The sequence below is a fragment of the Acetobacter fabarum genome (assembly GCF_040702925.2).
In the GTDB taxonomy this organism is placed as follows: domain Bacteria; phylum Pseudomonadota; class Alphaproteobacteria; order Acetobacterales; family Acetobacteraceae; genus Acetobacter; species Acetobacter fabarum_B.
In genome coordinates, this window is the sequence record NZ_JBFCXX020000027.1 from 14,810 (window position 1) to 29,169 (window position 14,360).

Annotated in this window: 14 protein-coding genes and 1 pseudogene; 8 read left to right on the plus strand and 7 right to left on the minus strand. The window is 53.7% G+C overall.

Translation table 11 applies throughout. The features are described 5' to 3' along the window. Positions 1-32 precede the first annotated feature (32 nt). Positions 33-683: a TrmH family RNA methyltransferase gene (locus AB2L51_RS13655; protein ID WP_395582788.1), complete on the minus strand. Its 651-nt coding sequence runs from the start codon at positions 681-683 to the stop codon at positions 33-35. Positions 684-813: 130 nt separating this feature from the next. On the opposite strand from AB2L51_RS13655, the pseudogene AB2L51_RS13660 reads away from it, so the two are divergent. Then, a pseudogene (locus AB2L51_RS13660) lies at positions 814-1,199 on the plus strand (site-specific integrase); the annotation flags it as partial. A 205-nt stretch (positions 1,200-1,404) separates the two neighbouring features. Here the strand turns inward: AB2L51_RS13660 and AB2L51_RS13665 are convergent. Together AB2L51_RS13665 and AB2L51_RS13670 are read right to left on the minus strand one after the other, a co-directional pair. Next, positions 1,405-1,632: a hypothetical protein gene (locus tag AB2L51_RS13665; RefSeq protein WP_395582787.1), complete on the minus strand. Its 228-nt coding sequence runs from the start codon at positions 1,630-1,632 to the stop codon at positions 1,405-1,407. A gap of 1 nt (position 1,633) precedes the next feature. Beyond that, complete coding sequence (locus AB2L51_RS13670) at positions 1,634-1,894, minus strand: hypothetical protein (RefSeq protein ID WP_395582786.1); 261 nt, start codon at positions 1,892-1,894, stop codon at positions 1,634-1,636. 457 nt (positions 1,895-2,351) lie between these two features. Here AB2L51_RS13670 and AB2L51_RS15395 point away from each other — a divergent pair, with 457 nt between their 5' ends. Continuing rightward, complete coding sequence (locus AB2L51_RS15395) at positions 2,352-2,528, plus strand: hypothetical protein (RefSeq protein ID WP_475557846.1); 177 nt, start codon at positions 2,352-2,354, stop codon at positions 2,526-2,528. Positions 2,529-3,253: 725 nt separating this feature from the next. Here the strand turns inward: AB2L51_RS15395 and AB2L51_RS13675 are convergent. From AB2L51_RS13675 to AB2L51_RS13685, 4 genes are all read right to left on the minus strand, one after another. Next, positions 3,254-3,505: a hypothetical protein gene (locus tag AB2L51_RS13675; RefSeq protein ID WP_395582785.1), complete on the minus strand. Its 252-nt coding sequence runs from the start codon at positions 3,503-3,505 to the stop codon at positions 3,254-3,256. Between the two features lie 765 nt (positions 3,506-4,270). Continuing rightward, positions 4,271-4,717, minus strand: a complete 447-nt coding sequence (locus tag AB2L51_RS13680; protein ID WP_395582784.1) for a DUF1493 family protein — start codon at positions 4,715-4,717, stop codon at positions 4,271-4,273. A gap of 114 nt (positions 4,718-4,831) precedes the next feature. Next, complete coding sequence (locus AB2L51_RS15400; protein WP_475557847.1) at positions 4,832-4,975, minus strand: STM2901 family protein; 144 nt, start codon at positions 4,973-4,975, stop codon at positions 4,832-4,834. 624 nt (positions 4,976-5,599) lie between these two features. Then, entirely contained in the window at positions 5,600-7,189 is a 1,590-nt protein-coding gene (locus AB2L51_RS13685; protein ID WP_395582783.1) for an FAD-dependent oxidoreductase, read from the minus strand. Between the two features lie 67 nt (positions 7,190-7,256). Between AB2L51_RS13685 and AB2L51_RS13690 the strand changes: the two genes are divergently transcribed. The 6 genes from AB2L51_RS13690 to AB2L51_RS13715 all read left to right on the plus strand — a co-directional run bounded on the left by AB2L51_RS13690 (position 7,257) and on the right by AB2L51_RS13715 (position 14,022). Further along, a complete protein-coding gene (locus AB2L51_RS13690) occupies positions 7,257-7,709 on the plus strand; it encodes a MarR family winged helix-turn-helix transcriptional regulator (RefSeq protein ID WP_395582782.1) in 453 nt (150 codons plus the stop codon). A 1,640-nt stretch (positions 7,710-9,349) separates the two neighbouring features. After that, positions 9,350-10,729, plus strand: coding sequence for an aminotransferase-like domain-containing protein (locus tag AB2L51_RS13695; RefSeq protein ID WP_395582781.1), 1,380 nt, complete (start codon positions 9,350-9,352; stop codon positions 10,727-10,729). 277 nt (positions 10,730-11,006) lie between these two features. Beyond that, complete coding sequence (locus tag AB2L51_RS13700) at positions 11,007-11,324, plus strand: putative quinol monooxygenase (RefSeq protein WP_395582779.1); 318 nt, start codon at positions 11,007-11,009, stop codon at positions 11,322-11,324. Between the two features lie 17 nt (positions 11,325-11,341). Next, entirely contained in the window at positions 11,342-12,562 is a 1,221-nt protein-coding gene (locus tag AB2L51_RS13705; RefSeq protein ID WP_395582778.1) for a Tm-1-like ATP-binding domain-containing protein, read from the plus strand. After that, positions 12,549-13,379: a phosphoenolpyruvate hydrolase family protein gene (locus AB2L51_RS13710; RefSeq protein WP_395582777.1), complete on the plus strand. Its 831-nt coding sequence runs from the start codon at positions 12,549-12,551 to the stop codon at positions 13,377-13,379. Before AB2L51_RS13705 ends, AB2L51_RS13710 begins: the two co-directional genes overlap by 14 nt. A gap of 28 nt (positions 13,380-13,407) precedes the next feature. Beyond that, a complete protein-coding gene (locus AB2L51_RS13715) occupies positions 13,408-14,022 on the plus strand; it encodes a nitroreductase family protein (protein WP_395582776.1) in 615 nt (204 codons plus the stop codon). The last annotated feature ends 338 nt before the right edge of the window (positions 14,023-14,360 follow it).

The following is a 14,360-nucleotide window of genomic DNA, read 5'->3' on the forward strand; positions in this document are numbered from 1 at the left end:
TGCAGCGACCTCAGTCTCTGACGTCTGCCATGTCACGCATCTTGAGTTAAAACGGTAGGCTGCGGTGCCTCGCGCTCGCCTCGACAATTCCGCAACCTAAAGCGGCTTTGATACGCGCGCCGCTGTTTTGTCACTTCGTATAAGACAATGCCAGAGCTTGTTCCTAGGTTAAGACTTTCAATCATACCGAACATGGGGATAGAAATACACCGTTCACTTCTCTCAACGGCCAAGTCGCTAATTCCCCTTGTCTCACTCCCAAACCATACTGCTAATTTGGCGTGCTTGGTAAAATCCCCTTCATCAAGAGATGTGTTTATTTTTCCCTTCCGATGGGGTGATGTGACGATCGAAACAAAATGATTTTGTTCGAGATGTGCCAAACAATCTTCAGTGCTGTCGAAACGTTTTACGAACGTCCATTTGACCGCAGATACCGATGGCTTCGACAACATCGGATCATTGCGCAACTCATTCCAGTCATCCGAAAGAACACGCCGAGTATCGATCACATACACCTTTTCCGCGCCAAAGGCATTCACGTTTCGGATAACCGTCCCCAGATTGCGTGGATTTGCCGGGTTCTCTAGAACAACAACAAGATTTTTGCATCGGAAGTCATGTATCGCATCCGCCCGCTTACGCGCGGATCGTTTTTCCGTCGGCTTTTCTTCGGTCGTCATACTCAGATACTCCATCGCATTAGTTGAACACGTAAACTATGGTGCACAGCACTATGTCCAGATCAAGTGCCCACTCGATGTCTTTTGAGGTTAAAAAAGTTGGGGGCAACGAGGAGGTTTCCCCCTTGTCTGGGCACCGAAAACAGCAGCAGGCACCCGCATGGTGTCTGTCCACCCAAAACTGATTGAAGCAAGCGTTCTGGCTCTTAAGAATACCACTGACGGCCCTTACCTCATTCCCGGTCTGGAAACCTCGAAACAGGGTACAAGGGGCGCAGCATTGGCCTGCCCGCTGAAATTACGTTCCACTCATTCCGGCATACCGTCTCCACCCGGCTTCGAAACACGGATACCAGTATCAGAGAAGTTTGGATTGACTGGCTCCTTGGGCATGAAGCCGGCCATAAAAGTCAGGGCACAACCACTTACCTGATCGGCATTTCAACAGCCAATCTGCAACAAACCGTAGAGGCCATCAGTTACCCGGCAACAGCCTTTGCAGACCAGATGATTTAAAAGGGAGCCAGCAGTGTCAAATGGCTACCCATTCAACAGCAGACAAGGGGGAGAAACCTCCCCCGTTGCCCCTCTCAAGTAAAAAACTCGATGGCCTGCCCATTTTAGCACTTCCCGTTTTCCCACCCCATACCTATCCTCGTCACACGCCATACCTGCCGTAAACCAAAATGACTGTTAAAAATGAACAGATTTGAGTGGACTTTTATTTTTCGTTAAACCAAAGTCCTGACCAGAGGTCATAATGATCATAGGTCATCATAAAATTTAAGATTTTATCTTCCCCCTGTTCATCAACAACTTTCGTAGGGATTGAGATACCAAAGCGCTCTTTTTCGATCGGAAAAACCTCGACACACTCGCTAAGAGCAAAAAAAGTCTTTTCAAGATCTTCAAAATCACAAGATGTTTTAATAATATATTGTAGTGCCATTTCATGACCTCTTGAATATAACTACATCAACATCCAAAGCGACAGCAGTCAGTCTCATTTCCGCTTCTGGACAGAGTGTTTGGCCGCGCACATCAAAATACAGCTTAATCTTCATGTCGGAGGCAGGCAGATTTGCTCGACCAAAACTTACTCGCGCCACTGTGAATTTCAAGGCGAATTCAACTGCTCTTGGCGTTTCCAGAGAGTGATTGTGGATCAGAATGTAAGAGTCAGCAGTGACCAGTTCAGGCGTGAACATCATTCGCCTCCTGCGGATGAAACATATATTAACTCTCCCCTTTCTAACGGGAACACTCATGAAAATACGGCTACACTGTTATCAAATTTTTTGACAACACCCGGTACAATAATCTTTCTCAGTTAAATTTTATATTCCTCATATACATCATATCATCACTAGAGGTTTGATAAAATCCCCTCTTGACTGCCCCACGGGTTTGCCCGTACTGCGGGCTCTCAGTCACCATGCGAAGGGTGATTTCTTCTAAAATTATCGTTCTGTTTCAATGTATTGCCTGATTTGTTGCGACCAAAGCGATCGGATTCGAGCCCCGCAGTTCGCACCACAGGCTGTTGAAAAACAGAGGTATTTTATCCGACAGGGAATTTTCTCATAATGGGGAAACTTCGTGCTCCACGCCATCCCGGCCTGACGGACAGGACAGCCTCGTTATCACTTTCGCCGTATCATCCCGGCAATGCTCCGTCCCCCATTGGGCAAGACCGAGACTTCCCTTGTCCTCCACACCTCTGATAAACTGGTCGCCGTGAACATGCAGCCGCCCTGTATGCCAGGACGAGACAGCTTTTCAGAGCAGGCAGGATGCAAAACCCCTCCAGAGAGGACCTTCCCCGCCATATCGGTCGTACAATAAGGAGGTCTGAACTCAAAGCTGCTTGCTATGTGTGACGGTAAAGGCCCCCTGTCCGTCTTCATCTGAGTGCAGGGCAGGTCAGTGACTTCAGTGGCGCTAATGTTCTGTTAATGGATCTGCCGGATGAAACAGAAGAACTCATCGGGAACCGTAGTTATGACAGCAACAAAATCAGGCAGTCTCTTGTAAAGAAGAATAACTCGGCCTGTATAAAGAAGAACCGAAAATCAAAACCCTCTTACGACTAAAATGTGTATAAAAAACACCATCTGATCGAAAACATGTTCGCAAAACTGAAAGACTGGCGGCACACTGCCACCAGATATGACCGCTGCGCTCATACATTCATGTCCACAATCCACATAGCGGCAAGCTTCATATTCTATCTCAAAGAATAAATCTTCAGCTTAAGTCCCCATAGTGATGAACGACAACGCTATAAGCGCGTTAACTCCTTAAAGGAGTCCGACTATGCTGTCAGGGACAACTCTGACGGCATCATTCATCTACCATCATCACAGTACGAGTTCTCTGATCCTTTTTTCTGCCGTAGACGAAACGTGACCTCGTTTCCATAAAACTGCACATTTCCGGCTGGCAGTCTGATCCTGACAAAGGAAAATAGGCTGCACAAAAACTTTCAGGGCGTCCGGAAACACTTGTTTTTGTAATTTTGACAACAAATCACTAACGCCATCCATGCGTATTACCATTAAATATTTTTTTCAATACCAAAAAAAATCAGCAATTTTTATTGAGATATTAAGTCCGTATTTTTGCATTTTAAGTTGTATTTCTTTCTGCCCTTTCGACTCGTCCTCAGGGTTGTAAAAGTTTTTGGTAAGGTTCATCAGCCCCTGCACATCGTCGGCGCAGTCACCTTCTATGGTCTTCCATAGAGCAAGAAACTCTGCGTCGCTCATCTTGTGGTATTTAATCTTTTTTATTTTGCCAACAGGAATAACCTCGACTCTCATCTGTATCTCCCAAAAAAATTCTTTACTCGATTGCCAGACTACAGTTCGCGCGTGTTGTTATGGATGTGCGCATTGAGGGACGAGAGGAGATCACGCTGCGGCGTCCGGTGCCGATTTTCCGTATAGCGGACATGACTCATCCAGTCAGCTATCGGTAAAGAGCCGATAGCTGACTCGCGTGTGCCATTCTGCCCACTCAAGGTTCGAATCTCATCGGGTAGGCCCGCTTTGCCAACGGTGCCGAGGACAGCATCATGTGACAGATCACATTGGTGATTCCTCCTGAAACAAGTCGCCTATTTGCTAGTCTGGCGACTTTCAATTGTTCCGGATAGCGGCAACGCATGCCTTCAAGATGCCTGTCAGAGGCTTGTTCTGCGTCATATCAAACTGCTTCATCATCTCCATAGTATTGATGCATGTCACGTCATGGGCAGCACCGTCACCATACCGTTGGGCAACAAACGGATCTCTGGCGGGACGGAACCAGCAGTTGCGCTCGGGCGGCAGATATCCACGCATCCACTAATTTCCGCAAAGACCAGCTTTGAAACGTAGAAAAAACAAACTGACACGATTTTTTGTCAACAGAACCCGCTTCTGCGATGAAGCCGAAGTGTCTTGCGATCCACCAGTCGCAAGTGTCGTTGGTAGTGCTCTCATTCTACCATACAATGTTCGGAAAATCCCACGGGATCAATAGATTCGTGGAGTTTCCTTTATTCGCATGTCAGATTGAATTCGATAATTCTAAAGTATCTCTGCTCATGTCCTGTTACGAATGCGCGAAAACCACCCTGGTTTTTTTGGGGGGGGCGGATAAACCTGTGTGCCAGCAAGCGATTCAATGCGTGCGCAATTCCAGACACCATCGTCTATTGCTTGTTGGAGCATGGCCAATGTGACGGGCACTGTTGTCAGTTTGCGGACTGGTTGGCCCAGCAAAAGTTTCCAGATCAGAAATCGGAAAAAAACAAAGAGGATAGCGGGAATAATTAATAAAACTGGTGTTTCATAATTAAAATATCGACGAAAATCAAAATCTCCTTCATCAATTGGAAACGTGTCGAAGTAAGATACCATGAAGTAATGAGCATCAATTCCATCCAGACCAAGATCTTCTACTATTCTTGTTGACAGTTGAATTTCATTTTCAGAAATTTTTTCTTCGGATATTAAGAAATCCTTGAATTTTTCTGAGAGAATATGCATTTAAAAAATCCTATCTTCAGATTTAACCAGACGATTATACTGTTACACAGTATTATAAACAATTTTTGATAAGTCGTAAAAAGTGATAGCGGCACCTACATAAGGTGAAGCGTTTTATGCAACGGAAGTCCCTTTTGTAGCGCCCTTAAATTTACCTCGAACTGTTATATTGTTTTGACCGAGAAAAATAGCAATAATTGCTTCGATATCATGAATTTCAAGGCCTTTCCTATTCCATCGATTGCGATATATATAAATAGTTCCAGATCCGTAACGTGTTTATGTATGCCATGTGTATAGAGATTGCCCATTATTTTTTTATCCTTAATGGTGCCGCTCACAACTCCACGCTGTTTTCCGGTCAGTAAGGGGTATGATAGCAACGGCATCCGTGAAAACCTGCTTTTTCACGGGATACTGCCTGTCATTCCGTAAGTTCGAACCGCACGCAGCACATCTCTTGCAATTCTCGTCGAGACTGTGATCACAACAGGATCAGGAGAATGCTCAGTAGTTTCTGAATGGCAAGAATATTATAGCGCCTTTGCCAACAAAGGCCGTAATCCAGCCCCTGACGGAAGACGTCATCAAGTTGAGCAAGATTGAGGCTGGCCTCTTTGTAAACTCATCAAGCAAATACAGTGCGCGCTTCGCACCGCGTTCAGCCTTCTTCAGGCACTGGAGCAACTGAAGCACGCGCACGACAGACGAAATGTCTGGAACGTCACTGAAAAACAGGGGCCGCAGAGCCAGATCATCACCCTCAGCACCCTGTTCCAGACCGGTCTGCACAGAGTTTCAGAAAACCCGGGAGAACAAACGGCCTCCCCCGAATAGCCACGCAGCGCGAAACTGTCTGCGGCGGCTGAGGAATTTGTCTTCTCAGTTTCCTCCAAAAGTACCGGGACCATCAAAGGAACGGGCAAGACCGTAATCCCGGAGCGGTTCACCGCCCCCCTCATGACATTCGAGCGTATCGGTTGGGCGGGATGGCAGCACATGCGCCAGATAGCGAGAAAGCTGCTGCTTCAGTCCGTTGGGAGAAAATATTCCGGCAATGTAGCCGTCCGGACGGACGAGCATCCACTGACCGGGTTCGAACCCGTAAGCTTCGGCGATATGGCCATCTTCGTCGACGAGTTCCTGCCCCACGCCGACAGTGACGATACGGATACCCGCGATGGCCGACGGCCGTTCGTGCGGCTGGTAGCCGAGTAAAGTCCAGTGAGGTCCTTGAAAAACCGTGAACAGCCGTTTCCATTGTCCGGCCTGTCCACGACAGGGCGCATCAGGCGCACGATCACCTGCCTGCACTTTGCCGCGCACCGAACCGGATGCGTTCAACGATGAACCGTGATAGCCGAGGTCGAGCTGACGCGCTTCACGATCGCGCCGCATGATGCCCTGCTTTGCTTCCCCGAGTAGCCGCGTAGAAAGATGCAGCATGTTCGACGCGATTGGTTGCCGCTCCGCCTCGTAACTGTCGAGCAGCGTTTCCGGTGCACCCGCGAGCATGGAAGCCAGCTTCCAGCCGAGATTATAGGCGTCCTGAACGCTGGTATTGAGACCCTGACCGCCGGTTGGCGGGTGAACATGAGCGGCGTCTCCCGCAATGAAGACGCGCCCGATCCGATAGCGATCAGCCAGACGGGCACTCATTGCATAGACCGAGGACCAGGACACCGAACGAACGGTAATGTCCCCTCTGCCGGTCCGGGCCTCGATGAGCGCGGTCAACCCGGCCGGAGACAGATCGATCTCTCCATCCAATGCCACGGGGGCCTGAATCTGGAACAGGTCCGTCCCCGCCAGCGGACAGATCATCACCTGTGTCGCGGGCGTATCGAGCTGGAAACGATGCCAGACGGATCGATCCAAACCCTCCAGCCGCACGTCGGCAACGATCGCACGCACGCCTAATGCTTCTCCCGGAAAATCGATCGCCAATGCATGGCGCACAAAACTGCGGCCACCATCGGTTCCAACAAGGAAGCGGGCACGGATAACTTGCTCGCCAGTCTCCTGTTCCATCTTCGCCGTAACGCCATGGGCGTCCTGCTCAAATCCGGTCAGCCGTGTGCCAAAGCGAGGATGATGGCCCAGTTCAGCAAGCCGCTCCCGCATGACGGCTTCGGTTGCAAACTGCGGCAGCATCACCGGCGCGGCATAGGGCTCGGCTGCGGTCGGGAAAGCGTCCGCCTCCGTCAGAAGCGACACCTTATGGGTTCCATCAGGACGATACTGACACAACGGCGGATAGGGTCCGCCTGCCGCCGCTATACGGTCGACGAAGCCGAGATCCTCGAAGATCTCCATCGTTCGGGGCTGGATGCCCTTGCCGCGTGATCCGCTGAACGGCAGCGTGTTCTGCTCAATCAGTTGGAACGAAACCCCGCGTCGGGCGAGGTCGATGGCAAGTGTCAGGCCTGCGGCCCCCGCACCCGAGATCAGGACGTCTGTATTAAAAGACACTGGCAACTCCGTGAATTAATGTGTAATATTCACTTATATGAGGCTGGCGTTGAAGGCAACAAGAAACGTGAATAATGCACATGATTCTGAAATCCTGCGTGGACTGCATGCCGCGATCATCGATCTGGTCGATGAAATTAACCGCCCCCGCCGCGACGATCGCCTGATCGAGGAGGCCGGTATTCCTCTGGATCGGGCCCTGTTTCCGCTTCTGGCGCGTGTATGGCGTTACGGTCCTATCGGTGTTGTCGATCTCGCGGATCGGACGGGTCGTGATCATACGACCATCAGCCGACAGATGGGCAAGCTGGAGGAACTGGGTCTTATTGAGCGCAAGCCGTCCATAACGGATAGACGTGTTCGCGAAGCGACAGTAACTGGAAAGGGGCAGGAAATGGTCGATCTGCTGAACGCGGCCCGTGAGAGGCTGGCGAACCGCATTCTCGTCGATTGGACCGACGAAGACCTCGATCAGTTGAGGACGCTTTTGCGGCGTTTTGCTGACGATTTGATGCGATGATAAATCCAGTAAAAATCTGTCATCAGAATCAAAATCGGTTCCCTCGTAAAGCTGTATGTCGTCTTCAAGTATGGAACAGACAGGCGATAAACGCCCGCAAGACAGACATGAAACGCTCATTCCCTCATATCGTCCAGCAATCTCATCAGCCTGATCACGCAGGGCCTGACGGCGTGCCTTAAGTGCTGCCTTCCTTGCTAAGGCCGGATCGCTTCCAGCGCAACACACGACTTGAACTCACTCGAATACCGTTTCCGCGTAACTTTACCCATCAACCCGCCTTCTCTCAGGCCGGTTTATGGCTTAACCCCCTGTCTGAAAAATTGGGGCTACCTCTAAAAGGGAATGGTTCAGTTTTCGTTTTTCACTCATAAAATATGGTTCCTGCTTAAATAATGGGGTTCAACAGGGGAAAGTATTTTCCCTTTGCCAGATTACCGAGTGTAGCAACGCGGATACTCGGTATGCCTGGCTATACTCAAAAGATAACAAAGGGGATGGCAAAAAAGATGAGAAAACAGACAACAAGAAGGAAAGATCTTTTACAGGTATAATGCAGGCGTTTTGCATAAAATGTGTTACAAAATAGAATCCTTAAACTTAATTTTGTGTTGATATGATTTTATAAAAATAACAACGTAGTCAACATAAAACACTGTTAGCTATGAAGAAAAAACATAAGGAATGGTCAAGCGCTAACGTTGTTGACTGTTCCAAAGGGGACGGCTTAACAGTAAGCTTGGGGAATTCTTTTTGTAAGTTATATTGGTTTCATTGTATCCAGTGATGATCTGATCATATCAGGTCTCTGATCTTCAGAAACAGAAACACAACAACCAGAATGTATTGTGTGCCATTTTCATGTCACCCGTCAGAATGATTTCTGACGGGTTTTTGTCATTTGATGATCCATCAACAGATTTCCTCAAAACAACCAGTCATGGAGAAAAATATGCCGTGGGATGTCAATAGGGCAATTCAGCATCTGCGTAGTGTCGTCGATGTTGTCCATCTATGACCCATAATACATGTCGCTCAGATAGAAAAACTTTGAAAGCGGCAGTTTCACCGGATTTCGTCTCAAGACGAATTCCTCGATTGCCTTCATTCCCGGTTCCTCCGGGAGGCACGTTACGGATATTGCATACCAATGGTTGAAGCGAGAAATAAGGTTGTTCCCCCAGAGCCCGTAAAATAGGATCAAGAGCTTCTTTTCCTAGGGCCTGTCGCCTAAGTTTGGCTGCTGAGATCAACCCCTTGTGGTGCCTGAGCTTTTATGGGTTGCTTCATGGCCAAGTGGACGGTTAATCCATACCTCTCGGATATTGCATGAGCATTCCTGATGTGTGTGGAGACCGTGTGCCGGAAAGAATGAAATGTGATTTCAACGGGTAGGCCAATCCGGGTTTTGAGCAATGAGAAAGCCCGTCCCAGCGCAGCACCTCTGGTTCCTTGTCTGGATGTCCCTAAACCCGGAAGAAAACATGGGTAGTCAGTTGTCTTTTTCAACGCCAAAACGCCCGCTTCAATGAGTTTTAAATGGACTGGCATCACGCGAGTGCTGGCGTCTGTTTTTGGTGTCCAGCGTCACAAGACGTTAAGCTCATGTGTTCGAGCATGTAATGACGAAAGGAGAGTCCATGCGCCGTCAGTCGACCTGGACGCCGTGGCTCGCAGATGGAGCAGGAAGCTCGGCGGAGCGTCTGGCAGAAGCGCTGGGCCGTGACATCCTGTCGGGCCATCTCGACGTCGACGAACGCCTGCCTGCCCACCGGGATCTGGCCTGGCGGCTCGGTGTCGGCGTGGGCTCCGTCACGCGCGCTTATGCCATGCTCGAACGCCGGGGGCTCGTGCGCAGCAGCCATGGGCGCGGTATGTTCGTCGCGGGTAAGCCAGAAGTTTCTGGTACCCGGTTCGATCTCGCGACCAACATGCCGCCGCCGATGTTCAGCGACAAGGCGCTGAGCCGCACGCTCGGCCGACTGGCGAGACAGGTCGATGCCACATTGTTCAACGTCTATCCGCCGGTTGCCGGCCATCCCGAGCACCGCCGGATCATGGCGCACTGGCTTGAGACCCTGGGCATCAACGTCGCACCGGAGCGCCTGCTGCTAACGGCGGGCGCCCAGCAGGCACTGAACGTGGCATTAACGGTGGTGCGGCCTTATGTGGCCTATGCCGCGACCGAGGAGCAGACCTATCCGGGGATGCTGGGGGCCATGCGACAGGTCGGGCTGCCGGTTCATAGCGTGCGCATGGATGAGGAGGGGATGGAGCCAGCCAGTCTCGAAGAGGTTCTGCATCGGCACCGGAACGGACGACCGGTCGTTTATCTGACGCCTACGATGCAGAATCCGACCACTGCGACAATGGGGCGGCCGCGCCGGCAAGACATCGTGTCGGTGTGCCGCAGGTACGAGGCCCTGATCGTCGAGGATGCGGTCTATGTCGCCGGAGCCGAGGGCGAACAGCCCTCGCTCATGGAACTGGCACCCGAGCGCACATTTCTCGTCAGCAGCCTGTCGAAGATTCTGAGTCCGGGGCTGCGGGTCGGCGCGTTGGTGCCCCCACATTGTCATATGGAGGCTGCTTTGTCCGCGCTCCTGACCTCGTCACTGATGATCGCGCCGCTTTCTTACGCGATGATGGCGTTATGGATGCAGGATGGCACGGCGGACAGCGTGCGCCGATCCCTCCGTGCCGAAGCTATCCGCCGGCAGGATCTCGTTACCGCTCACCTGGGAGTGCCGGCGTCGGCGGCATCCGACCCGGCGTTCCATGCGTGGCTGCCGATGCCGACCGACCGGGCGGCGCAGCTTGTGGAGTGCGCGCGTACTCTTGGCGTGTCCCTTCCGTCGGCCCGTGCGTTTCAAAGCGGTGAGGTCGTTCGGCGCACCGGCATTCGTCTGGCGCTGGGCAATGTTACGTATCACGCACTGCCTGAAGCGCTGGCGCGCATCCGTCAGGCGCGGATGCTGGTCGAAGAGAAGGCACCGTGCAAAACGCTACCGCTCTACTGAAAAACGCCATGAAAGGTGGCGGAACTGTAGACAGCGCAGCCATTCGGTGAAAGTCGCCAGCCCGCTGGATGGCGGCGTTCTCGCCACCGAACCGGAAATCATCTTCATCGCGGGGGCGTCACCCTGCGCGCGCATGATGGTGGCGTCATCGGCGGCTTCAGTGTTTCAGTGGCATCGGGTCGGAACAGAGAAAAAGTGTCGCGTGACACAATAGCGATATACGGAAAGTGTTTCGGGTGGTTAGGACTCCAGCATTGCCTTTGTTCGGAGCCGATTGATGTCTGCAAAAGCCCGATCCCCCGTGACCGTCGTTGCGTCCTTTCGCCTCCTGCCCGACCGCGTCGCGGAGGTTCTGCCCGTGGTGGCGGCCTGCGTGACGGCCTCGCGGCAGGAAGCGACCAACCTGTCCTATACGTGTCGTCGTGACCGCGACGATCCATTGCATTTCGTGTTTATCGAGCAATGGGACAGCGTGGACGCCATTCGCCAGCACGAGGAACAGTCGCATTTTCTCGCCCTGAAATCCGCGCTCGACGCGGGCACGGACGGTCCGCTGGCCGTAACCCTGCTCGAAGACGACGATCGGCTGCCCTGACGGCCGGAGCACGGATCATGACGTCATACGTCTATCTGATCGGGACCGTCGATACGAAATCCGACGAACTACGCTATCTGTCCTCGACCCTCGCCGCGTGCGGCATCGAAAGCCGGATCGTGGACGTCAGCACGACGGACGAGTCCCGTCACGCCGATATCGCAGCGCGGGTGGTAGCCGCCTGTCATCCTGACGGCGCGGAGGCCGTGTTCTGCGGCGAACGGGGGCGCGCGATCGCGGCTATGGCAGAAGCCCTGCGTGGCTTTCTGCCGGATTGCGCCGATCTGGCTGGCGTCGTGGCCATCGGTGGTTCCGGTGGCACGGCCATCGTGGCGCCTGCCTTACAGGCTCTGCCGATCGGTGTGCCAAAAATTCTGGTTTCCACCGTCGCGTCGGGCAATGTCGCGCCTTACGTCGGCGGGTCTGATATCGCCATGCTTTATTCGGTCGTGGATCTGCAAGGGCTGAACCGGGTTTCCAGGGCAGTCCTCGCGAACGCGGCGCATGCCATGGCAGGCATGACGCGGCCCCCGCAACCGAAGGTCTGCGACACGCGTCCGGCCGTTGGCGTCACCATGTTCGGCGTTACGACACCCTGTGTTACCGCGGCCGTGCATGAACTGGACAGCGACTTCGAATGTCTGGTCTTCCATGCGACAGGCACCGGCGGGCGCTCGATGGAACATCTCATCGAGCAGGGGATGATTCAGGGCGTGCTGGACGTCACGACCACGGAGTTCTGTGATTTCGTCGCAGGCGGGATCTTTGCCTGCGATGAGACCCGCCTCGGGGCGGTCGCGCGGACCGGCGTTCCTTATGTGGGAAGTTGCGGCGCGCTGGATATGGTCAATTTCGGCGCGATGGAGACAGTGCCCGAACGTTATCACGACCGGGTTTTCGTGCGGCACAATCCGTTCATCACCCTCATGCGCACGACGGCGGAGGAATGCCGCCGCATGGGGCAACTGATTGGCGAGCGGCTCAACCAGTGCGAAGGCTTGGTTCGCTTCTTCTACCCGGAGGGTGGCTTTTCGCTGCTCGACCGGCCCGGCGAAGCTTTTCACGATCCTGAAGCCGACGAGGCCTTCCGCGCGTCGCTTCTCGCGACCTTGCGGCAGACCGCGCGGCGTCGGTTCGTCAGTCTGCCGCTCGCCCTCAACGATCCTGCCTTCGCCCGTGCGATGGCGGACGAATTCACGTGTCTTTTCAAGGAGACTTCTACCAATGCCCCACATTGAACGCGACACTATCCTTGCCCGCCTGCGTGGCCTGATCGCCGAGCGCAAGCCGATCGTGGGGGGCGGGGCGGGGACCGGTCTGTCCGCCAAATGCGAGGCAGCGGGCGGGATAGACCTGATCGTGATCTACAATTCCGGACGCTATCGCATGGCAGGGCGTGGTTCGCTTGCCGGTATTCTGGCCTATGGCAACGCCAACCAGATCGTCATGGAGATGGCGCGCGAGGTTCTGCCGGTCGTCCCGAATACGCCTGTGCTGGCGGGCGTCAACGGTACTGATCCTTTCGTGGATTTCGACGTGTTCCTCGACGACATCCGCCGGGTCGGGTTTTCCGGCATCCAGAATTTTCCGACCGTGGGGCTGATCGACGGCAATTTCCGCAAGAATCTCGAAGAAACCGGCATGAGCTACAGTCTCGAAGTCGATGTGGTCGCCCGTGCGCGGAAGAAAGACCTGCTGACGACGCCCTATGTCTTCGACACCGAACAGGCGAAGGACATGGCCCGTGCCGGGGCCGATATTCTCGTCGCGCATATGGGCCTGACCACAGGCGGGAGCATCGGCGCCGGAACAGCGTTCACGCTTGAGGATTCCATCGCGCTCATCAACGAGATTTCCGAGGCAGCGCGCAGTGTGCGTGACGATGTCATCCTGCTGTGCCACGGCGGGCCTATCGCAATGCCCGCCGATGCCCAGAAGGTTCTGGACGCCTGCCCGGACTGTCACGGCTTCTACGGAGCTTCCAGCATGGAGCGTCTGCCAGCCGAAACAGCGCTGGTCGAGCAGACCCGGACCTTCAAGGCCATGACCCGCTGATCTTGAAACTACAAGAAAGAAGACATTCATGACACTCGATGTTGCCAGCGCCATTCTCAAACGCCGCGCGACGAAGCGATTCGATGCCGGATACCCCATGCCGGCGCAGGATCTGGAGACTATCCTCGGGCTTGCCCGCAGGATGCCCACTGCGTTTAACATCCAGAACTGGCGTTTCGTCACCGTCACAGATCCCGACTTGCGCTGCGAGATCCGCAAGGTTGCCTGGGACCAGCCGCAGGTGACGGATGCCTCCGTCCTGCTGATCCTGTGCGCCGATATCAAGGCGTGGGAAAAATTTCCCGAACGGTACTGGGCGAACGCCGCTCCCGCCACCCGCGACATCATGGTCGGGGCAATTGACCAGTATTATCGCGGACGCGAGCAGGTTCAGCGCGATGAAGGCATGCGTTCCTGCGGCATGGCGGCTGGGGCGATCATGCTTCTGGCCGAAAGCATGGGCTATGGTACCTGTCCGATGGACGGATTCGATTTTGACGCGGTCGGAAAGCTGATCCGTCTGCCCGAGGACCATGAGATCGTCATGTTCGTGGCTATCGGCAAGCCTGCCGAGGCCCCTTACCCCACTGGCGGGGTTCTGCCGTCGTCCGAGATCATTGTGATAGACAGATTCGGGGAGTAACGGAGGGCGAGCATCAGGACCATGGCGCGACGTTGCCGTCCAGAACCACACTCCGGAAAGGCACAGGATGATGAGACACTGATGTTCTTTTGTTCTCGGCCTCTGGGCGGCCGTTCTCCCACGCGCGCTTCCCGCCCGTGCGGAGACGGGCGGTTTTCCCCATGCGGGCGAAAGCGTTAAGGTCAGCCATGGCGTTCTGACCGCGATCATGCCCGTGTCCTGTCATCAAAGTCGGCGGGTCCCTCTACAGCATCGCGCACATGGAGGGTTCGAAGAACCATGAATTACAGACGTCTTTGCCCGATTTTAGGGGCAGTAGGCTGGCATTGAAGGTTCTG